Here is a 21,223-nt window from a genome sequence, read left to right on the forward strand (position 1 = left end):
CTTAGAGCAATGCCCGAAACGCCTACCGACCAGACCGGCAACCTTGCGTCGATGGATGCCACCGACGGCGGCGAAAGCCGCCCGACCGGCCATGCCTGTATCCAGAGCTACCTCAAGACGCTGCCCGTCAGCCCGGGCGTCTACCGGATGCTCGATGACAAGGGTGCGGTTCTCTATGTCGGCAAGGCCCGGAACCTGAAAGCGCGGGTGTCGAATTATGCCCGGCCATCCGGTCACAGCCCCCGGATCGCACGGATGATCGCCGACACCGCGTCGATGATGTTCCTGACGACACGCACCGAGACCGAGGCGCTGCTGCTCGAACAGAACCTCATCAAGCAGCTGAAACCGCGCTACAACGTGCTTCTGCGCGACGACAAGTCGTTTCCGAATATCCTTGTGTCCAAGGATCACGCCTATCCGCAGATCAAGAAGCACCGCGGCGCCAAGCGCGAGAAGGGGGCGTATTACGGCCCCTTCGCCAGTGCCGGTGCGGTGAACCGGACGCTGAACCAGTTGCAGAAGGTGTTCCTCTTGCGCAACTGCACCGACGCGATGTTCGAAAGCCGCACGCGTCCTTGCCTGCTGTATCAGATCAAGCGCTGCAGCGCGCCTTGCGTCGGCTACATCTCCGAGACCGATTATGCCGGTCTGGTTGGGGATGCCGAACGCTTCCTGCAGGGCAAGTCCACGAACGTGCAGGGCAAGCTGGCGGGCGAGATGCAGCAGGCTTCCGAAGCGATGGAGTTCGAGCGCGCCGCCGCCCTGCGCGACCGCATCCGCGCGCTGACCCAGGTTCAGTCGGCACAGGGCATCAATCCGCAGGGCGTGGCCGAGGCGGACGTCATCGCGCTTCACATGGATGGCGGGCAGGCCTGCGTGCAGGTGTTCTTCATCCGCGCGAACCAGAACTGGGGCAACCGCGATTTCTATCCGCGCACCGGGTCCGGCGCCGATGCGGCCGAGGTGATGCAGGCCTTCCTTGGCCAGTTCTATGACCAGAAGGATCCGCCGCGCCTGCTGCTTCTGTCCGACGACATCGAGGACCGCGACCTGATGGAACAGATCCTGTCGGACAAGGGCGGCCGCAAGGTCGAGATCGCCGTGCCTCAGCGCGGCGAAAAGCTGGAACTGGTCGCCGGGGCCACCCGCAACGCCCGCGAAAGCCTTGCCCGCAGGATGGCCGAGGGCGCGACGCAGACGAAACTTCTGACAGGGTTGGCCGAGGCGTTCGGACTGGACGCCCCGCCGCTCCGGATCGAGGTCTACGACAACAGCCACATCATGGGCACCAACGCGGTCGGCGGGATGATCGTCGCGGGCCCCGAGGGCTTCGAGAAAAGCCACTACCGCAAGTTCAACATCAAGGGCGACGACCTGACGCCGGGCGATGACTTCGGCATGATGAAAGAGGTCCTGACCCGCCGCTTCCAGCGATTGCTCAAGGAAGACCCGGATCGCAAGACCCCCGCCTGGCCCGACCTGCTGCTGATCGACGGCGGCGCCGGGCAGGTCAGCGCGGTCGCCGGGATCATGGCGGAACTCGGCATCGACGATGTGCCGTTCATCGGAGTGTCCAAGGGCGTGGACCGCGACGCCGGGAAAGAGGAATTCCACCGCCCGGGCCAGCGCCCCTTTGCGCTGCGGCACAACGATCCGGTGCTGTATTTCGTGCAGCGCCTGCGCGACGAGGCGCACCGCTTTGCCATCGGCGCTCACCGGGCCAAGCGGTCCAAGGCGGTTGGCGCGACGCCGCTGGATGACGTGCCCGGCGTGGGCGCGACGCGCAAGCGCGCGCTGCTGGCCCATTTCGGCAGCGCGAAGGCGGTGGCCCGCGCGAACCTGGCCGACCTCAAGGCGGTGGATGGCGTCTCGGGCGCGTTGGCGCAGACGATCTACGATTTCTTCCATGACAAGGGATAGCGCGCCGGGCGTCTTTCCCTTGCCGCGCCGACCGACTAGGTATTCCCCATGACATGGACCCTGCCCAACACGCTGACCGTGATCCGCCTGGCCACTGCGCCGGGGCTTGCGCTGGTGTTCCTTCTTCTGCCGCGCCCGCTGGCCGATTGGGCGGCGTTGATCCTGTTCGTGGGCGCCGCCGCGACGGACTGGCTGGATGGCCGCCTTGCCCGCGCCTGGGGACAGGAAAGCGCGTTCGGCGCGATGCTCGATCCGATTGCGGACAAGGCGATGGTGGCGCTGGCGCTTCTGGTGGTCGCAGCTCTGTCGGGCCTGTCGGTCTGGACGCTGCTGCCCGCGTCGCTGATCCTGTTCCGCGAGGTGTTCGTAAGCGGTTTGCGGGAATACCTCGGCGCGGCAGCCGGCCTTCTGAAGGTCACGCGGCTGGCCAAGTGGAAGACGACACTGCAGATGACGGCGATCTCGCTGCTGTTCGCGCAAGGCATCTTCGCGCATTACTTCGGCATGGGCGTCTTCGGCATGGACGGCGCGACCGTGGACGGCATCCTGTCCGGCGCGATCCCGGACGAGGGCGGTCTGAACGCGCTGTATCTTGGCCTGCAGCTCACCAGCTATGGCGGCCTTGCGCTTCTGTGGGTGGCGGCGGCGCTGACCGTCGTCACCGGGTGGGACTATTTCCGCAAGGCGCTGCCGCTTCTGACAGAGGCACGGACATGACGCTTGATGTGCTTTATTTCGCATGGGTGCGGGAACGCATCGGCCTGCCCAGGGAACGGATCGAGACCGAGGCCGCGACGGTCTCCGCGCTGGTCGAGGAATTGATCGCGCGCGAAGACCGCTATGCCGCTGCCTTCGCCGACCTGTCGGCCCTGCGCGTGGCCGTCGATCAGGACCTGACCGATTTCGGCGCGTCCCTGTCTGGTGCGCGCGAGGTGGCGTTCTTCCCGCCGATGACTGGCGGCTGACAGTGGCGGTGCGCGTGCAGAAGGCGCCCTTCGATCTCGGCGCCGAGATCGCCGCCTTTTCCACCGGTCTGGCGGCCACCGGCGCCATCGTCACCTTCACCGGCGTCGTGCGGGACGAGGACGGCAGGCTAGAGAGGATGGAGATCGAGCATTACCCCGGCATGACCGAACGGGCGCTCGCCGCCATCGAAGATGAGGCGCGCCGCCGCTGGTCGCTGACCGATGCGCTGGTGATCCACCGCCACGGCACCCTGCGCCCCGGCGATCACATCATGATGGTGGCCACCGCCGCGCGCCACCGCGCCGCCGCCTTCGAGGCTGCCGAATTCCTGATGGACTACCTCAAATCCCGCGCGCCATTCTGGAAAAAGGAATACGGCGCGGACGGTGCTGCGTGGGTGGCGGCAAAAGACGAAGACGAGAACGCGCTCACCCGCTGGTAGCGCGCACCTGCACATCTTTGGTCCTCAAATACCTCCGGGGGGTCTGGGGGGCAGAGCCCCCCAGCGGGTCGCCCCGGCAAAGCTGGGGCGAAACCCCTCAGCCCTGATGCACGCGCTCGATATAGGCGCGCAGCTCTTCCGCTTCTTGCCGGGCATCGCGCAGGCCGCCCATCGCGGCACGCAACTCCGCCTCGGTCTGGTGCAACTGGTTGGTCATCTCGCCCTCGCGCGCCTGGAAATACTCGATCGCCTGGTCGCGTTGTTCCTCGGCCTCGTGCAGCGCCTGCGCCATCTTGTCCAGCTCGCCCATCTCCGACTGGTTCACCCGCGCGAAGCGGTTGACCAGCCAATGCGCGAACCATCCCAGCGCAAAGGCCACGAACAGGATGATCGCCGTGGCGATGATGAATTCGGTTCTGTTCATCGGCGCCCGGCGCCTCCACTTGGTGTCGAAAGCACGTCAGCCATCCTGGGGAGGCTCCTGTTCGTCGCCTGATGTTTCGTCCGGCGCGCCGGTAGCGCCGTCTTCGGCGGTGCCTGCCGCCTCGTCCGGGGTTTCGCCCTCTGCTGCGGCGTCTCCCTCCGGCGGCGTCTCGGCATCGGGCCAGACCAGGCTGAATTCGATCCGGCGATTGGCCTCGCGGCCCGCCTCGGTCTCGTTGTCGGCGATGGGATCGGCTTCGCCGTATCCCTGCGCCACAAGGCTGGACGTAAGCACGCGGCGCGCCAGAAGCGCCTCGACAACCGCTTCGGCGCGGCGCTGGCTCAGTCCCAGGTTCATCTCTTCACGGCCCTGGCTGTCGGTGTAACCGCCGATTTCCATCGGGATCCCCGAGCAGCCACGCATCACGTCCGCGATCTGGTCGACGGTGTCCGACGCATCCGAGTCGATGTTCGCAGAGCCGGGGTCGAAGGTGATCTGACGCGCGGCAAGGATCGCGTTCACCCGCTCGACGCATTGCTCGGGCGAGGGTGCTTCGGGCTGCGGTGACAGGGTTTCCTCGTAGGCGACGTCGATCGAGAAGTTCGCCTGCTCACCCAGTTGTCCCGACAGGATGCGCGCGATCTCGGCATTGGCGTCCGCATCGCCGGTGTCCCCGCGCACTTCGACGAAATCGGGCTGAACGATCACGCTGCCCCGGGTGACATGCGAAAACGCATCGAGGCTGGCCAGCACACGCGCCGACCAGCCATCGGGCAGGTCGGGGTCGAGCCGCATCGCGCCGTAAACCTCGGCCCCGGCAAAGCGCGCCTTGGCAAAACTTTCCACGGCAGCGCGCAGGCGGTCATTGCTGACCCGCCCGCGCAGTTGCAACTGGCCCTCGGGGCTGAGCGTGGCAACGAATTCGGGCGCGCCCTCGCCATCGCCGGTGCCGTCGATGGTCACCGGCTCGGGAAGGACGGAATGCAGCGAGAAGACATCGGGAAGATCTGCCTCAAGCTCTCCGACCACGCGGTCGAAGGCGCTTTGCTCGGCCGTGTCGAGCGCCACCAGCGTGACGTCGGCATCCGAGAAGGTGATCGCGCCGCCGCCCAGCTGCGCCAGCTTGGCGATCCCGATGGCAACCGCGTCGGGCCAGCGCGGGCTTGGCACGCCAAGCCCAAGCCTGCAATCGACCGTTCCGGTCGCCCCGGCGGCACGCGCCGCCTCGACGATCCTGTCGCGCCCTTCGGTCGTATGCGCCGAACAGGCATCGAACCGCGCGCCCTTGTCGTCGATCAGGAACCGCAGCGTGAACGGCGTGATGACCGGACGCGGCGCCGAGATGTCCATGGTCACGGCCACGTTGTCTGGCGCCAGCCGGTTCAGGCGCTGTTCATGCTGGCGCTTTTCCTCGGCACTGGCGCTGATGGCAGTGATCGCCACGGCATCCGGCGCGACCGAGATCTTGGCGCGCGGCAACTCCTCGAGCGCGTCGAGCGCGAAGTTGACCGCGCTGATCCAGCCGGGCGGCACCGGGTAGTCGGCGGTTTCCAGAAGATCCGTGATTCTCGGGTTGCCGGTCAGCCGTTCGATGGTGGCAAGGGTCTCGTCCCGGTCCATCGCGGCGGGGATCAGGCCGATCAGCGACACGCCGTCGTCATTGCGCAAAAGCTCGATCGAGAATTCGGGCGCCGCGATCTCGCGCGCGGGCGTCACCGTCATCAGGTCGATCACGCGGGTGGGGTCGACCTCTTGCCCGGCAAGGGCGACGGCGCGGAACCTTGTCGCCTCGTCCGGGGCCTCGCCGCGCAGGAACACCTGAAGCCCGTCGGTGTCGAGGCTGGCGAAATCGATGCCTTCCTCGGCAAGCCGCGTGCGCACGTCATAGTGAGAGCTGACCTCGATCGAGCCGTTCGCCAGAACGGCGACTCCGACCGAAAAGATCGCACCCAGCAGAAATGCCCCGAGGACGGGAATTATCGTTCTTAGCCGCATACCTGTCTTCGTCCTGCGATCGGCCTTGCGCCGATCCCTTGATTAAGCACCTTGCCCCCGGGATGACAATCAGACCAGCAGCGCACAGGCAAGAAAGAGCGCAGCCAGAAGCCCGGCGTCCCGGTTGGACCGGAACAGGCGCAGGCACCGCTCGCCGTCGTCGATCCTGAGAGAGCGAAGCTGCCATGTCATATGCCAGCCGAACGCCCAAGGCGCCCCCAGCGCGATCACAAGGGCGAGAACGCTTGCGGTCGGCGCCATGGCGAGGATGATCGCCGCGGTCATCAAGAGCACGCTTGCCACCATGAACGCCATCAGGATGCGCGGCGTCGCATCGCCGAACAGCAGGGCGGTGGATTTCACCCCGATCAGCGCGTCGTCCTCCTTGTCCTGATGGGCATAGATCGTGTCGTAGAAGATCGTCCATGCGATGCCTGCCAGATACAGCAGGACCGGCGGCCAACTGAGGCTTTCGGTCTGCGCCGCCCAGAGCAGGATTGCGCCCCAGTTGAACGCCAGCCCGAGGAAGATCTGCGGCCACCAGGTGAAGCGTTTGGCGAAGGGGTAGATGCACACCAGCCCCAGCGACGCGATGCCAAGCCCGATGGCCAGGGGGTTGAACGTGAGCAGGATGCCGAAGGCGATTAGCGCCTGAAGGCACATCCACGCAGCCGCCTGCCTTACGCTGACCTGCCCCGACGGGATCGGGCGCGACCGGGTGCGTGCGACCTTGTCGTCGATGTCGCGGTCGGTGATGTCGTTCCAGGTGCAGCCCGCCCCGCGCATCAGCCAGGCACCTGCGCCCCCGCCCGCGATGAGCCACAGGTCGAACAGGCGAAACCCGGTAGTGTTGGCTGCCAGCAGCACCGCCCACCAGCAGGGCAACAGCAAGAGCCAGGTGCCGATGGGCCGGTCCGCGCGCGACAATCGCAGGTAGGGGCGTGTCCACTCTGGCGCCAGTTGGTCGACCCAGTTGCCCTTGACCGCGTCGGCGACGCTGCCTGCCGTCTCTGGTCTGCCGGTCCCTGTCGTCATATAGACTGCCCCCATGGCTGACGCGAAAATCCGCCTCTTTGTAGATCACCCCTTGGGGCCGGGGCAAACGGTCGATCTGTCGCGCGAGCAGGCGCATTACCTGTTCGGCGTGATGCGGCTGGGGCCGGGCGCGCCCGTGCTTTTGTTCAACGGGCAGGACGGCGAGTTCCGCGCCAGCGTCGCAGAGGCGGGCAAGCGCGGTGGCGTGCTGGCCGTCGAGGCGCAGACGCGGCCTATGCAGGTGCCGCCGGACCTGTGGCTGATGTTCGCGCCGATCAAGAAGGCGCGCACGGATTTCATCGTGGAAAAGGCGACCGAGATGGGCGCGGCGCGGATCGTGCCGGTGCAGACCGAGTTCACCAATTCCGAGCGCATCCGCCGCGACCGCTTGCAGGCCCACGCCGTCGAAGCTGCCGAGCAATGCGGCGGCACCTTCGTGCCCGAGGTTGCCGATCTGGTCGGGCTGTCGAAGCTGCTGGACGACTGGGAGCCCGCGCGCCGGATCATGTTCGCGGACGAGGCGTTGGTCGGCGCGGCCGAGGCGCTTGGGCAGGCGGCGGGCGTGCAGGCGCATGGCCCCTGGGCGATCCTGATCGGACCCGAAGGTGGCTTTTCGGCGGCGGAACGCGCGCGGCTTTGCAGTTGCGATTTCGTCACCCCCGTCAGCCTTGGCCCCCGCATCTTGCGCGCTGACACCGCTGCGGTGGCCGCCATGACCGTCTGGCAGCAGGTGCTTGGTGACTGGCGCTAGGATCGGCGGTGCGCCGCCTGTTCACATTTGAGACACATTCCCGCCACGCTCTGGCCCTTGGCCGCAAGGTAGGGGACACTCGCCCCAATAGCTTCCGGTTTACCGATGCAGGCCGCCGAGATGGAACTTGTCCGCCCCGAAGTGAAGGCCGCGATCTGGCGATTTCGCGAGGCGGCGTTCGGCCTCGTGATGGCGGCTGTCGGCATGTATTGGGCGGTGACATCCTATGGCGTCTTGTCCGCCGCAGGCATGTCGATTTCGGTCGCCGCGTCGCTTCTGATCTTCGCCGGGCTGCAGCGCGCACGGTTTCGCGTGCCGGGGGCAGGCGCCGGGCTTGTGCAGGTCGACGAACGGCAGGTGATCTACTACGGCCCCCATGACGGCGGCGTCGTATCCGTGGACAACCTCGAACGGCTGGAGCTTGACCCCGCAATCCGCCCCTCTGGCGCGTGGATTCTGACGGAACCCGGCGCTGCGGTCCTCGAAATCCCGACAAATGCCGAGAACGCGGACGCGCTGTTCGATGTCTTTGCGGCGCTGGACGGGCTCGATACAGAGCACATGCTGCGGCAGCTTGCGGGCAACCCGCGCGGGCGTGTCCTGATCTGGCAGCACCGGCAAAACGCACAGGTCACCCTGCATTGACTTCGGAAGGGGGGCGGGCCAACTGTCCCCAGCACCAGAGGCGAAGGCGAGGCCAGTCACCCCATGTCGATCCCCCAATCCGGTGGCGGCCCCATCGAACGTCCCGAACAGCTTGCCGAATACCTGGCCTCGGGCGCCAAGCCCAAGGACGACTGGCGCATCGGGACCGAGCACGAGAAGTTCGGCTATTGCAAGGACACGCTGAAACCGCTGCCTTATGACGGCGAACGGTCGATCAGGGCGATGCTCGAAGGACTGCGCGACGGCTTTGGCTGGTCACCTATCGAGGAAGGCGGCCACCTGATCGGGCTGGAAAAGGACGGCGCGAACGTCTCGCTCGAGCCCGGCGGCGCGCTGGAACTGTCAGGCGCGCAGCTTCAGACCATCCACGAGACCTGCGACGAGGTGAACCTGCACCTGCGCGAGGTCAAGGAGGTCGCCGACCGCATCGGCGCGGGGTTCATCGGCCTTGGCGCGGCACCGGACTGGCAGCATGACGAGATGCCGCTGATGCCCAAGGGCCGCTACAAGCTGATGGACGCCTACATGGCCAAGGTCGGCACGATGGGCCGCGACATGATGCGCCGGACCTGCACCGTGCAGGTCAATCTCGACTTCGGGTCAGAGGCGGACATGGTGCAAAAGCTGCGCGTCGCCATCGCGCTGCAGCCCGTCGCCACCGCGCTGTTCGCCAATTCGCCGTTCTGGGAAGGCAAGCCCAACGGCCACAAATCGTGGCGCTCGCGCATCTGGCGCGATCTGGACGCCGCCCGCACCGGCATGGTGCCTTTTGTTTTCGACGAAGGCTTCGGGTTCGAGGCGTGGGTAGACTACGCGCTCGATGTGCCGATGTATTTCGTCTACCGCGATGGCCGCTATATCGACGCGCTGGGCCAGTCGTTCCGCGACTTCATGCGCGGCGAATTGCCCGCGCTGCCGGGCGAGGTGCCGACGCTGTCGGACTTTGCCGATCACCTGACGACGATCTTCCCCGAGGCGCGGCTCAAGAAATTCATCGAGATGCGCGGCGCCGACGGTGGCCCGTGGCGCCGCCTTTGCGCGCTGCCCGCGCTTTGGGTGGGGCTGACCTATGACCAGACCGCGCTGGATGCGGCGTGGGATTTGGCGAAGGGCTGGGATGCCGAAACGCGCGATGCGCTGCGCATTGCGGCGTCGGTGGACGGGCTGCAGGCCGAGGTGCCGGGCGTCAGGATGCACGACCTCGCGCGCGAGGTCGTGGACATCGCAGAGGCGGGTCTCAAGGCGCGCGCCCGTCCCGGCGCGGGCGGCCTGCTGGCGGACGAGACGCATTTCCTCAACGCGCTGAAGGAAAGCGTCGAGACGGGGCAGACCCCGGCGGACGAGTTGCTTGGCAAGTATCACGGCGACTGGGCGGGCGACGTGAACCGCGTCTTCTCCGAATACAGCTACTAGGCGCCTGCCGGGGCTGTGTGGCCCTCGGCCTCTTGCGGAACTGGACCGTGAATGTTGCTGCGCCCTTCGCTGCGCTGGACGAAGAAGTAAAGGAGCACCAGAAAGCCGATCAGCGGCACGAGCAGGATCAGCAGCCACCAGCCGCTGCGACCAATGTCGTGCAGGCGCCGCGCGCCGACGGCGAGCGATGGCAAGAGGATCGCGAGGGAAAACAGCGAGCTGAGCGGCTGGACGCTTTGCATTCCCAACACCCAGGAATCGACGAAGCTGAGGCCGAGCGAGGCGACGAGGCCGAAAAGGGCGAACCACCAATATTCAGAGCGGGACGCGCGGCCCTCGAAAGTGGCGTATTTCGAAAAGACGGTGGAAACGGCGGTCTGGAAATCCATGAGGGCACTCCGATCAAATCCGGGTGAAGTATCCTACCGGACTGCGCGCGGATCAATGGCCTTTGATGTCGCTCGAAAACGCGCCTACGCGCCCTTCTGGCCGATCTTGCTCTCCGCCCCTGCGCGCAGCCGTGCGATGTTCTCTCGGTGTTTCCAGATCACGAGACCGGCCATGACCGCGATCAGGATCGCGCCGTGCCAGTGGTAGAAGGCCCCGGCATAGACCGGCGACAGCGCAGCCGCGACCAGCGCGGACAGCGACGAGAAGCGGAAGATCGCAGCGATCACAAGCCATGTCGCGCAGGCTGCAAGCCCAAGCGGAAAGGACAGCGCCAGCAGCGTGCCAAGGAACGTCGCGACGCCCTTGCCGCCCTTGAAGCGCAGGAACACCGGGTAGAGGTGCCCGAGCATGGCGAACAGCCCGGCGACCCCGGCGGCGGATTCGCCCCCAACCGCGCGGGCAATCAGCACGGCCGCCGCGCCCTTTCCGGCATCCCCGATCAGCGTCAGCAGCGCGGCGGGCTTGTTGCCGGTGCGCAGCACGTTCGTTGCGCCGATATTGCCAGACCCGATGGCGCGCAGATCGCCAAGGCCGAAGACCTTGGCCATGACGATGCCGAAGGGCACCGAACCGAGCAGGTAGCTGAAGGCCGCCACCGCGCCAAGCGTCACCGGGTCCATGTCTGCCTCTACGTCATCGCCGTTACCCCTGCTGTCGCGCGCCAGCGCCGCCAAGGCAAGCCCCTCGGGGCACGATATGCGGGATCAGCGGTTCAGTGGTCGTCCTTCGCGGCCGGCCGTTTCGCCCGCGCCAGGCCGTCCAACTCCTGCTCGAAGCTGAGCCCGATCTGGTCGCCGATCTTCTTGAGCGCGGGCAGTTGCACGGCCATGTCCATGATCGAATCGAGCACCTGATTCACCGGCGCCTTCGCCGCGCCGTCCGAACCGCCGGACACACCGCCCAGTCCCGAGACGTGGTTGATGTTGATGCCCCGGATCTTTTCGGCGGGCTTGACCATTTCCGAGACGATCTTTGGCATGGCCTCCAGCCGCGCGAGTTCCAGTTCCATCGCCACCTGCGCCTCGGACCGGGCATTGCGCGCCTCGATGCCTGCACGCTCTGCCTCGATCTCGGCCAGACGCACGGCCTTGGTCGCCTCGGCCTCTTCGCGGCGGGCGGCGGCGCGGTCGGCGGCGGTGGCCTTGTCGCTGGTCGCGGCGATGGCGGCCTGACGCGCGGCGGCCTCGGCCCGTTCCTCGGCGGCGATCAGCGCCAGCGCCTTGCGGCGTTCGGCCTCGGCCATCTGGCGGGCAGTCAGCACCGCCTCGGCGGCCTTCACGGCCTCGGCGCGGGCAACGTCGGCCTCGGCCTCGGCGCGACTTTCCTCCTGGCTCTTCGCGGAGATCTGGATCAGCCGGTCACGTTCGGCCATGTCGATGGCGCGGGACTGGGCGATCTCGGCCTCGCGCACCGCCTGTTCGCGGGCGATGTCGGCGGACTGGATGTCCTGTTCCATGCGGATGCGGGACTGCGCGGCGCTGCGTTCGCTGTCGGCCTTGCGCGCGGCGACTTCGGCGAGTTGCGCGGCCATCAGTGTCTCGATTTCCTGCGTCTGCGCGATCTCGGCGCGGCGCTGTTCTAGGTCGATCTCCAGCTTGCGGCGCTGCGCCTCCATCGCGGCGCGGGCGACGGACACCTGGCTGTCGCCCTCGATTTCGGCGCGTTCCTTCTTGGACTTGGCGATCACCTCGGCCAGTTTGCGCATGCCGACGGCGTTGAAGGCGTTGTTTTCGTCCAGCGCGGAAAACGGCGTCTGGTCCAGCGCGGTCAGCGACACCGAATCCAGCTGCAAGCCGTAGTTCGCCAGCGTGTCCTTCAGCACCTCGCGCACTTCGCGCACAAAGGTCGCGCGGTTCTCGTGCAGCTCGTCCATGGTCATCTGCGCGGCGACCGACCGCAGCGCGTCGATCATCATGCCGTCGATCAGCGCCTTGAGCTGGTCGGGCTGGAACACCCGCTTGCCCAGCGTCTGTGCGGCCCGTGTGATCGCGTCGTCGGTCGGCATCACGCTGGCGTAGAATTCCGCGCCCACGTCCACCCGCAGGCGGTCCTTGGTGATAAGCGCGGACTCTCCGGTGCGCGACACGTTCATGCGCAGGGTCTGCATGTTCACGCGGTTGATCTCGTGGAAATAGGGCAGGGCAAGGGTGCCGCCGTCGATCACGACCTTGCGGCCGCCGATCCCGGTGCGCACCAGCGCAACCTCGTTCGTGGCGCGCTCGTAGAACCAGGCGGCGAGCACCACCAGGGCGGCGACCACGAGGACAAGAAGGATGATCCAGCCGAGAACAGACATCAGAAGTCTCCGTTTATTCGGACAACCCGTGCATTTCGCACAGGATGTGTGAGGACATGCCGCCATCTGCGGGAATGTTGGTGCCGCGAATCCACGTCGTCATGTCGGACAGAAGGAAAGCGACGATGGGTGCGATATCGGAGGGAGTGCCGGGGCGGTCCATGATGCGGGCGTCCTGCGCCGCGCGTTCGCCCAGCGTTTCCAGAAAATCGCCAAGGATCGGGGTGTCGACCGGGCCGGGGCTGACGGTGTTCATGCGGATGCCGCGATCGCGCCAGGTCCAGCGGGTCTGCATCGTCCAAGCGATCAGCGCCTCTTTCGAGAAGAAATAGCTGCGCCCGCCCGCGTTGGTGATGTCGTGGTCGCGCGCGAAGGCGGCGGTTTCGTCCACATCGACATCCTCGGACGCGCGGATCGCGGCGATGGCCTGCGGCCAGCCGAAGCCCGCCAGCGAGGCAAGGTTCACGATGCTGGCGCCGTCCGACATCTTGGGGATCAGGCCGAGGGTCAGGCGTTTGAGGCCAAAGAGGTTCACGGCCAGCACCTTGTCGGCGGGCGCGGTCGGCGGCAGACCGGCGATGTTGGCCAACCCGTCGATCCCGTCTGGCAGCGCATCGACAAGCGCGTCGATGGTGCGCCCGTCCGTCAGGTCGGCGCGGTAGAATTCCTCGACATGGTCGAACCGCTTGGTCACATCGACACCCAGCACGGTCGCCCCCATCGCGGTGAAGACGCGGGCGGTTTCCAGCCCGATCCCCGAGGCGGACCCGGTGACGACGATGGTCTTGCCCTTTAGTATCTGTGCACGCTCCCAGCCCATCAGAACACCGGCGGGAACGGGCGGTGGCCACGGTCGAGCGTGATCCAGCGCGTTTCGGTAAAGGTCTCCATCGACCACTTGCCGCCGTGCTTGCCGACGCCGCTGGCCTTGGACCCGCCGAAGGGCACATGGGGCTCGTCGTTCACGGATGAGCAGTTGACGTGGCACATCCCCGTCTCCAGCCGACGCGCGATGTCCAGCGCGCGGTGCTCGTCGCGGGTGATGACGCCCGCGCTCAGCCCGTATTCGGTGTCGTTGTTCATCGCGATGGCCTCGGCGTCGGTCTTGAACGGCACCACGATAGCGACGGGGCCAAAGGTCTCGTCCTGCCAGACGGCCATGTCGGGGGTCACGTTGGTCAGGATCGTGGGCTCGACGAAGCGGTCCCAGACACGCCCGCCCAGCACCGCCTTTGCCCCCTTGGCCAGTGCATCCTCGATCTGGAACTTCACGCGGGCGACCTGCCGGTCGTTGATGAGCGGGCCGATCACGTTGTCCTTGCTTGCCGTATCGCCGGTCTTGAGCTTCGAGGCCCGCGCCACGAAGGCGCGCAGGAATTCGGGGTAGACGCTTTCCTGCACCAGCACCTTCTCGACGCTCATGCAGATCTGCCCCTGGTGCATGAATGCGCCGAAACTGGCGGCGGATGTCGCGCGGTCCATGTCGGCGTCTTCCAGAACGATCAGGCTGTCCTTGCCGCCGAGTTCCACACACGCCTTTTTCAGATGCGCGCCCGCCTTGGCGGCGATCTGGCGGCCCACCGGCGTGGACCCGGTGAACGAGATGCCCTTGACCAGCGGGTGCTCGACAAGCTCGTCGCCCATCTCGGACACGCGGTCACGCGAGCAGGTGATGACGTTGAACACCCCCGGCGGAACGCCCGCCTCGTGCAGCACCTCGGCAAAGAACAGACCGCCCGCATAGGGCGTATCCTCGGACGGTTTCAGGACGATGGTGTTGCCGGCAGCCAGCGGAAAGGCAAAGCCTCGCGCGGTCAGGATGCCGGGCATGTTCCACGGGGAAATGACGCCGACGACGCCCATGGGCACGCGCTGGACCATGCTGATCTTGCCGTGGTCCGAGGGCATCATCTCGCCGATGGCGTTGTAGCACATGGCGGCGGCGGCGCGGAACACCTCGGGGACATAGCCAGACTCGAACATGCCCTTGCCGAACCAGCCGCCGCCCTCGGCGACGGCGGCGGCGACGTAGTCCATCTTTCGCCGTTCCAGCACGTCCGCGATCTTGAGCATGTAGCGCGCGCGCTCGGTGTGCATCAGCGCCGCCCAAGCCGGGAACGCAGCTTGGGCGGCGTCGATGGCGGCGCGTGTCTCGGCGCGGCCCCCGTCGGGCACGCGGGCATAGACCGAGCCATCCGACGGGTTGATGTCGTCGAAATGGCGCGTCGTCTGTAGCCATTGGCCGCCGACATACATTCCTTCGATCCTGGCCTTGGTGGGGCTGTCCAGCATGTCACATCCTCTCAGGAGCGTTCGAATTCAGAGCCGCCATCGCGGCGGCGATACACCTCGACACGCGGGGCGCGGTAGACGTCGACCACCGGGACCGGGCCGAGTTCGGGGCGCTGCGCGGGCGCAGACGGGGCTGCGGCCAGTGCAGGGCGTTCTGGCAGGGGCGCGCGCGCGGGTCGCGCCCGGCGCGCCGATTGCGCGGCCTGTTCGATACCGGCGAGTGTTGAGGCAAGGCGATCCGATCCCGCCGCCTCAGGCGCCGGTGCCATGCTGCGGACCGCATGCACGGTCTCGGCGCTGCGGGCGCTGGCGCTTGCCACAAGATCGGACACCGACCGGCCCAGAAGCGTATCGGCCGACTGCGTGCGCAGAGACCTTGGCCGCACCTCGAACGCGGGCTGCGTGTCCGGCTGCGCCATGTCCGGTGCAGGACCGGGCTGGTCATGGCTGCGCGGCGCGGTGGCCCCGGCAGCGCCCAGATAGGCGGCCTGCACCGCGGGGTCGGTCATCAGCGCGGCGGCGTTGTCTTCGTGCACAATATGCGCGTTCTCCAGCAGGTAACCGCGATCGGCGATGGCGAGGCTCTGCTTGGCGTTCTGTTCGACCAGAAGCACCCCAAGCCCAAGATCGCGCACCTTGCGCAGGTTCTGGAACAGCTCCTTGGACAGCAGCGGCGACAGGCCCAGCGACGGCTCGTCCAGCGTCAGGACCTTGGGGTTCGACATCATCGCGCGGCCGATGGCGACCATCTGCTGCTCGCCCCCTGACATGGTGCGAACCACCTGCCGCCCACGTTCGGCGAGCTTGGGGAACAGGCTGTAGACGCGGTCAAGATTGGCGGCCTCTTCATCGCGGGCACGGGCGGAATAGGCCCCCAGCGTCAGGTTCTCGCGCACGGTCAGGTCACCGAAGACGCCGCGCCCCTCTGGCACCAGCGCCAGCCCCTCGTCGACGATGCGGTTGGCGGGCATGCCGGTCAGTTCTGTGCCGTCCAGCACGACCGATCCCGTCACCTGCCCCTCGCAGATGCCGCTTGCCGCCTTGAGCAGCGTCGACTTGCCCGCCCCGTTCGCGCCAAGGATCACCACGATCTCGGCACGACCCACGCGGATCGCGGCATCGTCCAGCGCGCGGTGCTGGCCATAGCGGACCGTCAGGTTCGAGACCTCAAGCATCGTCGTCCCCCAGGTAGGCGCGGATGACTTCGGCGTCCGACAGCACCTCTGCCGGGGTGCCCTCGGCGATCTTGGTGCCCGCCGCCATCACCACGCAGCGGTCACAGAGCGAGCGGATCGCGTCCATGACGTGTTCCACAAGGATGATCGTCCGCCCCTCGTCCCGCAGCGACCGGATTAAATCGATGCCGATCTGCAACTCGGTGGGATTCAGCCCCGCCAGCCATTCGTCGAGCAGCAACAGCTTGGGATCGCCCGCCAACGTTCGCGCCAGTTCCACCCGCTTGGTGTCGATGTAGGTCAGCTGGCCCACCGGCAGATGCCCTTGCCCGCCAAGGCCCACGCGCTCGAGCAGCGTCTCGGCCTGCGCCCGCGCCTCGGCGCCCCACAGGCGGCGGTGGCCGAAAACCGCGCCCGCCACGACGTTGTCCAGCACCGTCATCGACGGCAGCAGGCGGACAAGCTGGAAGGTGCGGCTCACACCCTTGCGGGTGATCGTCTGCGCGGGCAGGCCCGAGATCGGGGTGCCGCGAAGGCTGATCGTGCCCGCCGTCAGCGGCAGCGCGCCCGAGATCAGGTTGAGCGTCGTCGACTTGCCCGACCCGTTCGGCCCGATCAGGCCCATCACCTGGTGCTCGGCCACGTCGAAATCCATCGCGTTGACCGCGACCAGCCCGCCAAAGCGTTTGGTCGCGCCGCGCACGGCCAGAACGGGGGATGCCTGTCTCATGCCATGCCCCCCGCCCGCTTGCGCAAGCCGCCGCGCGCATCCTCAAGCAGGCCGACAAAGCCGCGCGGCAGGAAGTAGACGATCACCAGAAAGGCGACGCCCAGGACCAGTGTCGTCTGGTTGGGGAAGTTCGAGCTGATCGATTCCAGCAAGAGCGTGAACGGGATCACGCCGACCAGCGGCCCCCACAGCCGCGACGCGCCGCCCAGCAGTGCCATGATGACGACCTGAAAGGACAGGATCGGCGCAAAGGCGAGCGATGGCTCGATATAGACATAGCGCGGGGCCAGGATTGCGCCGGTCATTGCCGCGACAGCACCCGGCACCATGAACAGCATCACCTTGGCAAAGGCCGTGTTGATGCCGGAATGTGCCGCGACGGTTTCGTCATCGCCGATGATCCGCAGCGCAAAGCCGAGGCGCGAGCGTCCGATCAGCCAGCCGCCCAGATAGACCGCCGCCGACAGGCCCAAAAGCCACCAGTAGATGCCCGCCTCGGTGATGTCGGTCAGAACGTACAGCCCGCGCTGGCCGGTCATGTTCTGGCCCCAGGTGATGACCTGCCGCACCAGTTCCGCCAGCCCCAGCGTGAAGATCACGAAATAGACGCCCGACAGGCGCAGCGTGGCGAAGCCGACGAGCGCCGCGAGCACTGCGCCGATAAGCCCCGCGATGCCGATCAACGACCAGAACGGTAGCACTTCGAACCCCAGCCCGGTCACGTAGGTGCCGACGCCGAAGAAGGCCGCCGTGGCGAGACTGATGTAGTGCGTGGGCCCCGAGAACAGCGCCCATGACGTCGCCAGCGCCGTGAACATGACGATCGTCACGCCGATGCCCAGCCAGTAGCCCGACCCGCCGAACGGCAACAGGGCACAGACCGCGAGGGCCAGCGCGGCAAGGACCAGATTGCGCAGGTCGGATGCGGTCAGGGTCATGTCGGGGCCTTTCCGAACAGGCCCTGCGGACGGAACAGCAGGACGCCGAGAAAGAGGATGTAGGCGGCGGCCAGCGTCAGGCCGGGGTCGATCAAGGACGCCACGGCGGTTTCCACGATGCCCAGCAGCAGCGCGGCAAGGATCGTGCCGCGCACGTCACCCACGCCGCCCATGATGACGATGATGAGCGCCTTGAGCGTGAACACCACGCCGGTCGATGCGTCGAGCGTGAGGTAGGTCGAAATGAGCGCGCCGCCGACGGCTGTGACCGCGCCTCCCAGCGCAAAGGCGATCGCTGCGAGGTGGCGCACGTCGATGCCGACCAGCCGTGCCGAGGCGGGCGCGGTCGCCACGGCCCGGATCGCCAGCCCCGCGCGACTTTGGTTCAGCCAGAGATACAGCGCGCCGCAGATCACCACAGCCGCGACGAAGGACGCCACCCGGTTCGCACCATAGCTGTCGCCGAAAATCTCGACCGGAACGGCGAGGAAGGAATAGCTGAAATAGTCGCCGCCAAAGGCCGCCAGCATCAGCCCGACGCCGACAAAGCTCAGTCCGAAGGTGGCAAGGATGCTGTCGGTTTCAAGCTGGCCGCGCGTCTTGGAGCGTTTGACAAGCGGTTGCAGCATGAAGCGGTAGATCAGCCAGTTCAGCGCGAAGGCCACTGGTGCCACAAGGAACACGGTCAGAAGCGGGCTGGTCTGTCCTGCGGTATATAGCCAGAACGCCACGAAGCCGCCCGCGACCAGCATCTCGCCGTTGGCAAGGTTCATGATCCGCGCCACGCCGTATTGCAGGTTCAGCCCCACGGCGATCAGCGCGTAGGTGCCCCCCAGAAGCAGGCCAGTGATGAGGATGTCCATGCCGGTGTGCTCGTCCGTTTCGCGCGCCGCAGTGGGGCGCCATCAGGTCAGGAAGGCAGGGGCCGCCAGTTACGGCCCCCGCCGGTTGATGATCGGATCAGCTGTCGCTGCCCCAGCCGTCTTTCAGCTGGACCTCTGCCGCGCCGTCGCGGCCGCGTGCCGCAACGCCGCGATAGACGCCGTCCTGCCACTGGCCGACGGTCCAGAACGCCTCGTTCGAGTTGTTGTTGGCAAAGGACATCGGGCCAAGCACCGTCTCGAAGGTGGTCGCCCGGATGTGATCCGCTACCGCCGCGCGGTCGAGGCCGACAGCCTCGATCGACTGCTGAAGGATCTCGAGCGAGGCATAGGTGGTGGCCGACGCCCAGCTGTCGGGCGCGACTCCGGTGACTTCCTGGTGCGCGGTGGCATAGGCTTGGAACGCCTCGCTGTCGGGGTTCACGCCGCCCGCGCCGAGGTTGCCATTTGCGGCCGCGCCGAAGCGTGCGCCATAGGCTGGGAAGGGCGTGGCGACGGCGGTGTAGAACGCCTGCACGTCCAGATCCTCGATGATCGCCTGCTCGGTCAGCGCGAAGGTGTCCGGCGGATACGACCATGCCACGAAGGCATCAGGCTCGGCGGCCTTGGCGGCCTTCATCACCGGCGACAGATCCTGCGTGCCCAGCGGATAGGACGTGTCATAGACCAGTTCGAACCCGGCTTCGGCAAAGCGCTCGCGCGCGACGGTGGCCAGTTCGATCCCGAAGGCGTCGGCGACGTTGACCATGGCGATCTTGTTGCCCAACTGGCCCGCCTCGCGCATGTCGGTCAGGATCTTCACCGCGTCCTCGGCCAGCGCCGAGGTGGTGCCCAGCGTAAAGAACATATCGGGGAATTGCGCCGACAGTTCGGGCTGCTGGTCGGTGATCGCGGACACCGCGATCTGCGGATAGCCGTAGCGCGCAAAGATCGGCGCGGCGGCAAGGTTCAGGCCGGTGCCATAGGGCGCGATGATGAAATGCGCCTCGTCCTGGGTTGCAAGGCGCTGGACGGCCTTGATGGTCTCGCCGGGGTTGGTCTGGTCGTCGTATTCGATCAGCTCGATCATCATCTTCTCGCCGTCCACCGTCAGGCCGCCATCGGCGTTCACCTGGTCGACCCACAGCGCGATGGTCGGCCACTGGGTCACGGCCGCGCCGCCGGCAAGCCCGCCGGTCTTGGGCGCCACGGCGCCGATGCGGATGGTGTCCGCGCTTGCGGCACCGGCGATGGTGCCAGCCACGGCCAGCGCGGTTGCGAGCTTCAGGAAGGGTCTGCGTTGCATGTGTCGTCCTCCGGGTTTGGAACAGATGGGAATGGCGCGTGCTTCTGTCGGCACGCTACCGGGGTGGAAACTGTGGAATGGGGGCCTGGTCGCGGATCGCGATCCAGCGCAGTTCGGTGAATTCGTGGATGGCGTGGCGCCCGCCAAAGCGGCCATAGCCGCTGGCCTTCATGCCGCCGAAGGGCATCGCAGGGTTGTCGTGGACGGTCGGCCCGTTGATCTGCACGATTCCGGTTTCCAGCCGATCCGCGAAACGCCGGGCGCGCGCGATGTCGGCAGAAAACACCGCCGCGCTCAGCCCGTAATCGGACGAGTTTGCCACCGACAGCGCCTCGTCCTCGTCGCGGACCCGCAGGATGCTGGCGACGGGGCCAAAGCTTTCCTCGTGATACAGCCGCATGGCCGAGGACACGCGGTCGATGACGGCAGGCTGCATCACCGCGCCGTCGACCTCGCCGCCGGTGCGCAGAACCGCGCCCTTGCGCACGGCGTCCTCGATCATCGAGCGCACCCTGTCCGCTGCCGCCGCGTGGATCAGCGTGCCAAGGTCCGCCGCCTCTGTCTTGGGATCGGCCGCCCGCAGCATCGCGGTCCGCGCGACCAGCGCGTCGGCAAAGCGGTCGGCGATACCGGCGACGACGATGATCCGCTCGGTCGACATGCAGATCTGGCCCTGGTTGAAGAAGGCGCCGTAGACCGCCGCATCGACCGCGCGGTCCAGGTCGGCGTCGTCAAGCACCACCAGCGGCGCCTTGCCCGACAGCTCGAGCAGGCAGGGCTTCAGGTGCCGCGCAGCCATCACCGCCACCTCACGCCCCACGCGGGTCGAGCCGGTGAAATTGATGCGCCGGATCGCCGGATGCGCGATCAGCCGCTCGACGACACCCTCGGACTGATCGTGGGCGTTAGTGACGACATTCGCGGCCCCGGCGGGCAGGCCCGAGGCGTTGATCCGCTCGATCATGCGAGTGTGCGTCAGGGGGCAGTGTTCGGACCCCTTCATCACCACGGTGTTCCCGCAGGCAAGCGGCGCGGCGATGGCGCGCGCGGCCAGCGTGATGGGTGCGTTCCACGGCGCGATCCCCAGCACCACGCCTGCAGGCTGGCGGCGCAGGACCGATCCCGGATCGCCGGGCGCCGGTTCATCGCCAAGCGCATCGCAGAGGGTGGCGGCCTGGCGAAACACCGCCATGGCAAGGTCGATGTTGAATTCCGTCCAGGACGGCGCAGCGCCGATCTCGATCGACGCCAGATCGACGAGCGTGGCGCGGTCGCTGTCGAGCGCCGCGGCTGCTGCATGCAGATGCGCAGCGCGCGCCCCGGGCGGCAGCATCGACCACGCGCTGAACGCGTCTGCGGCCGCGTTCGCGGCGCGATCGGCCTCGGCCATTGCCTGCGCGGTATCCCGCGTCGACAGCGCCGACGGCCGATCCGTGATCGGTCCCGGTTCGAACACTCAAGTCTCCTCCCCTGTCGCGGTAGAGCAGAGTGTCATCTCTCCCGCGTGCAGCCGTTTCCGGCGTGCCCTTTGAACATTGGGCAGGCGAGGCTGGCTGAAAAT

21 protein-coding genes are annotated in these 21,223 nt (G+C 67.0%); 7 read left to right on the forward strand and 14 right to left on the reverse strand.

What is annotated here, in order from left to right; translation table 11 throughout:
• Positions 1-51: 51 nt before the first annotated feature.
• The 4 genes from uvrC to KTJ87_RS00760 are packed head-to-tail and all read left to right on the forward strand — an operon-like array spanning position 52 to position 3,331.
• Entirely contained in the window at positions 52-1,923 is a 1,872-nt protein-coding gene (gene uvrC / locus KTJ87_RS00745) for an excinuclease ABC subunit UvrC (RefSeq protein WP_267137909.1), read from the forward strand.
• Between the two features lie 48 nt (positions 1,924-1,971).
• Complete coding sequence (pgsA, locus tag KTJ87_RS00750) at positions 1,972-2,640, forward strand: CDP-diacylglycerol--glycerol-3-phosphate 3-phosphatidyltransferase (protein ID WP_267137150.1); 669 nt, start codon at positions 1,972-1,974, stop codon at positions 2,638-2,640.
• A complete protein-coding gene (gene moaD / locus KTJ87_RS00755; protein ID WP_267137151.1) occupies positions 2,637-2,888 on the forward strand; it encodes a molybdopterin converting factor subunit 1 in 252 nt (83 codons plus the stop codon). Before pgsA ends, moaD begins: the two co-directional genes overlap by 4 nt.
• A 2-nt stretch (positions 2,889-2,890) precedes the next feature.
• Positions 2,891-3,331 (forward strand): molybdenum cofactor biosynthesis protein MoaE, encoded by a 441-nt coding sequence (locus KTJ87_RS00760; protein ID WP_267137152.1) that lies wholly within the window; start codon positions 2,891-2,893, stop codon positions 3,329-3,331.
• A gap of 97 nt (positions 3,332-3,428) precedes the next feature.
• Here the strand turns inward: KTJ87_RS00760 and KTJ87_RS00765 are convergent, their stop codons facing one another.
• The 3 genes from KTJ87_RS00765 to ubiA all read right to left on the reverse strand — a co-directional run bounded on the left by KTJ87_RS00765 (position 3,429) and on the right by ubiA (position 6,785).
• Entirely contained in the window at positions 3,429-3,755 is a 327-nt protein-coding gene (locus tag KTJ87_RS00765) for a hypothetical protein (RefSeq protein WP_267137153.1), read from the reverse strand.
• A 36-nt stretch (positions 3,756-3,791) separates the two neighbouring features.
• Positions 3,792-5,750 carry an OmpA family protein gene (locus tag KTJ87_RS00770; protein WP_267137154.1) on the reverse strand — a complete coding sequence of 653 codons (1,959 nt, stop codon included), beginning with the start codon at positions 5,748-5,750 and terminating at the stop codon, positions 3,792-3,794.
• Between the two features lie 69 nt (positions 5,751-5,819).
• Complete coding sequence (ubiA, locus tag KTJ87_RS00775; protein ID WP_267137155.1) at positions 5,820-6,785, reverse strand: 4-hydroxybenzoate octaprenyltransferase; 966 nt, start codon at positions 6,783-6,785, stop codon at positions 5,820-5,822.
• 13 nt (positions 6,786-6,798) lie between these two features.
• On the opposite strand from ubiA, the gene KTJ87_RS00780 reads away from it, so the two are divergent.
• The 3 genes from KTJ87_RS00780 (at position 6,799) to KTJ87_RS00790 (ending at position 9,615) form a co-directional block, all read left to right on the forward strand.
• Complete coding sequence (locus tag KTJ87_RS00780; RefSeq protein ID WP_267137156.1) at positions 6,799-7,536, forward strand: 16S rRNA (uracil(1498)-N(3))-methyltransferase; 738 nt, start codon at positions 6,799-6,801, stop codon at positions 7,534-7,536.
• Positions 7,537-7,656: 120 nt separating this feature from the next.
• On the forward strand, positions 7,657-8,181 hold the full coding sequence (locus KTJ87_RS00785) for a hypothetical protein (RefSeq protein WP_267137157.1): 525 nt from the start codon (positions 7,657-7,659) through the stop codon (positions 8,179-8,181).
• Positions 8,182-8,244: 63 nt separating this feature from the next.
• A complete protein-coding gene (locus tag KTJ87_RS00790; protein ID WP_267137158.1) occupies positions 8,245-9,615 on the forward strand; it encodes a glutamate--cysteine ligase in 1,371 nt (456 codons plus the stop codon).
• Here the strand turns inward: KTJ87_RS00790 and KTJ87_RS00795 are convergent.
• The 11 genes from KTJ87_RS00795 to KTJ87_RS00845 form a co-directional block, all read right to left on the reverse strand.
• Positions 9,612-10,004, reverse strand: coding sequence for a DUF805 domain-containing protein (locus KTJ87_RS00795; protein ID WP_267137159.1), 393 nt, complete (start codon positions 10,002-10,004; stop codon positions 9,612-9,614). The two genes, KTJ87_RS00790 and KTJ87_RS00795, sit on opposite strands and share 4 nt — an antisense overlap.
• Positions 10,005-10,088: 84 nt before the next feature.
• Positions 10,089-10,685 (reverse strand): glycerol-3-phosphate 1-O-acyltransferase PlsY, encoded by a 597-nt coding sequence (gene plsY, locus KTJ87_RS00800; protein ID WP_267137910.1) that lies wholly within the window; start codon positions 10,683-10,685, stop codon positions 10,089-10,091.
• Positions 10,686-10,777: 92 nt separating this feature from the next.
• Positions 10,778-12,361, reverse strand: a complete 1,584-nt coding sequence (locus tag KTJ87_RS00805) for a flotillin family protein (RefSeq protein ID WP_267137160.1) — start codon at positions 12,359-12,361, stop codon at positions 10,778-10,780.
• 13 nt (positions 12,362-12,374) lie between these two features.
• The gene (locus tag KTJ87_RS00810; protein ID WP_267137161.1) at positions 12,375-13,181 is read right to left on the reverse strand and encodes a coniferyl-alcohol dehydrogenase; all 807 of its coding nucleotides are present in this window, start codon (positions 13,179-13,181) and stop codon (positions 12,375-12,377) included.
• Complete coding sequence (locus KTJ87_RS00815) at positions 13,181-14,653, reverse strand: aldehyde dehydrogenase family protein (protein WP_267137162.1); 1,473 nt, start codon at positions 14,651-14,653, stop codon at positions 13,181-13,183. The genes KTJ87_RS00810 and KTJ87_RS00815 overlap by 1 nt, the downstream gene beginning before the upstream one ends.
• Positions 14,654-14,664: 11 nt before the next feature.
• Positions 14,665-15,828, reverse strand: coding sequence for an ABC transporter ATP-binding protein (locus KTJ87_RS00820; protein WP_267137163.1), 1,164 nt, complete (start codon positions 15,826-15,828; stop codon positions 14,665-14,667).
• The gene (locus KTJ87_RS00825) at positions 15,821-16,558 is read right to left on the reverse strand and encodes an ABC transporter ATP-binding protein (protein WP_267137164.1); all 738 of its coding nucleotides are present in this window, start codon (positions 16,556-16,558) and stop codon (positions 15,821-15,823) included. The genes KTJ87_RS00820 and KTJ87_RS00825 overlap by 8 nt, the downstream gene beginning before the upstream one ends.
• Positions 16,555-17,496 (reverse strand): branched-chain amino acid ABC transporter permease, encoded by a 942-nt coding sequence (locus KTJ87_RS00830; protein WP_267137165.1) that lies wholly within the window; start codon positions 17,494-17,496, stop codon positions 16,555-16,557. Before KTJ87_RS00830 ends, KTJ87_RS00825 begins: the two co-directional genes overlap by 4 nt.
• Positions 17,493-18,359 (reverse strand): branched-chain amino acid ABC transporter permease, encoded by an 867-nt coding sequence (locus KTJ87_RS00835; protein WP_267137166.1) that lies wholly within the window; start codon positions 18,357-18,359, stop codon positions 17,493-17,495. The genes KTJ87_RS00830 and KTJ87_RS00835 overlap by 4 nt, the downstream gene beginning before the upstream one ends.
• A 97-nt stretch (positions 18,360-18,456) precedes the next feature.
• Positions 18,457-19,662, reverse strand: coding sequence for an amino acid ABC transporter substrate-binding protein (locus KTJ87_RS00840; RefSeq protein ID WP_267137167.1), 1,206 nt, complete (start codon positions 19,660-19,662; stop codon positions 18,457-18,459).
• A 55-nt stretch (positions 19,663-19,717) separates the two neighbouring features.
• Positions 19,718-21,118, reverse strand: a complete 1,401-nt coding sequence (locus tag KTJ87_RS00845; RefSeq protein ID WP_267137168.1) for an aldehyde dehydrogenase family protein — start codon at positions 21,116-21,118, stop codon at positions 19,718-19,720.
• Positions 21,119-21,223: the final 105 nt, after the last annotated feature.

The sequence above is a fragment of the Anianabacter salinae genome (genome assembly GCF_019061145.1).
Lineage (GTDB): Bacteria > Pseudomonadota > Alphaproteobacteria > Rhodobacterales > Rhodobacteraceae > Anianibacter > Anianibacter salinarum.

Bases quoted from the DNA above. Each gene is read 5' to 3' on its own strand.
- plsY (WP_267137910.1), bottom strand. From the start codon at position 10,685: ATGGACCCGGTGACGCTTGGCGCGGTGGCGGCCTTCAGCTACCTGCTC.
- moaD (WP_267137151.1), top strand. From the start codon at position 2,637: ATGACGCTTGATGTGCTTTATTTCGCATGGGTGCGGGAACGCATCGGC.
- uvrC (WP_267137909.1), top strand. From the start codon at position 52: ATGGATGCCACCGACGGCGGCGAAAGCCGCCCGACCGGCCATGCCTGT.
- ubiA (WP_267137155.1), bottom strand. From the start codon at position 6,785: ATGACGACAGGGACCGGCAGACCAGAGACGGCAGGCAGCGTCGCCGAC.
- KTJ87_RS00830 (WP_267137165.1), bottom strand. From the start codon at position 17,496: ATGACCCTGACCGCATCCGACCTGCGCAATCTGGTCCTTGCCGCGCTG.
- KTJ87_RS00840 (WP_267137167.1), bottom strand. From the start codon at position 19,662: ATGCAACGCAGACCCTTCCTGAAGCTCGCAACCGCGCTGGCCGTGGCT.
- KTJ87_RS00835 (WP_267137166.1), bottom strand. From the start codon at position 18,359: ATGGACATCCTCATCACTGGCCTGCTTCTGGGGGGCACCTACGCGCTG.
- KTJ87_RS00825 (WP_267137164.1), bottom strand. From the start codon at position 16,558: ATGAGACAGGCATCCCCCGTTCTGGCCGTGCGCGGCGCGACCAAACGC.
- KTJ87_RS00765 (WP_267137153.1), bottom strand. From the start codon at position 3,755: ATGAACAGAACCGAATTCATCATCGCCACGGCGATCATCCTGTTCGTG.
- KTJ87_RS00770 (WP_267137154.1), bottom strand. From the start codon at position 5,750: ATGCGGCTAAGAACGATAATTCCCGTCCTCGGGGCATTTCTGCTGGGT.
- KTJ87_RS00820 (WP_267137163.1), bottom strand. From the start codon at position 15,828: ATGCTTGAGGTCTCGAACCTGACGGTCCGCTATGGCCAGCACCGCGCG.
- KTJ87_RS00790 (WP_267137158.1), top strand. From the start codon at position 8,245: ATGTCGATCCCCCAATCCGGTGGCGGCCCCATCGAACGTCCCGAACAG.
- KTJ87_RS00815 (WP_267137162.1), bottom strand. From the start codon at position 14,653: ATGCTGGACAGCCCCACCAAGGCCAGGATCGAAGGAATGTATGTCGGC.
- KTJ87_RS00805 (WP_267137160.1), bottom strand. From the start codon at position 12,361: ATGTCTGTTCTCGGCTGGATCATCCTTCTTGTCCTCGTGGTCGCCGCC.
- KTJ87_RS00780 (WP_267137156.1), top strand. From the start codon at position 6,799: ATGGCTGACGCGAAAATCCGCCTCTTTGTAGATCACCCCTTGGGGCCG.
- pgsA (WP_267137150.1), top strand. From the start codon at position 1,972: ATGACATGGACCCTGCCCAACACGCTGACCGTGATCCGCCTGGCCACT.
- KTJ87_RS00795 (WP_267137159.1), bottom strand. From the start codon at position 10,004: ATGGATTTCCAGACCGCCGTTTCCACCGTCTTTTCGAAATACGCCACT.
- KTJ87_RS00785 (WP_267137157.1), top strand. From the start codon at position 7,657: ATGGAACTTGTCCGCCCCGAAGTGAAGGCCGCGATCTGGCGATTTCGC.
- KTJ87_RS00810 (WP_267137161.1), bottom strand. From the start codon at position 13,181: ATGGGCTGGGAGCGTGCACAGATACTAAAGGGCAAGACCATCGTCGTC.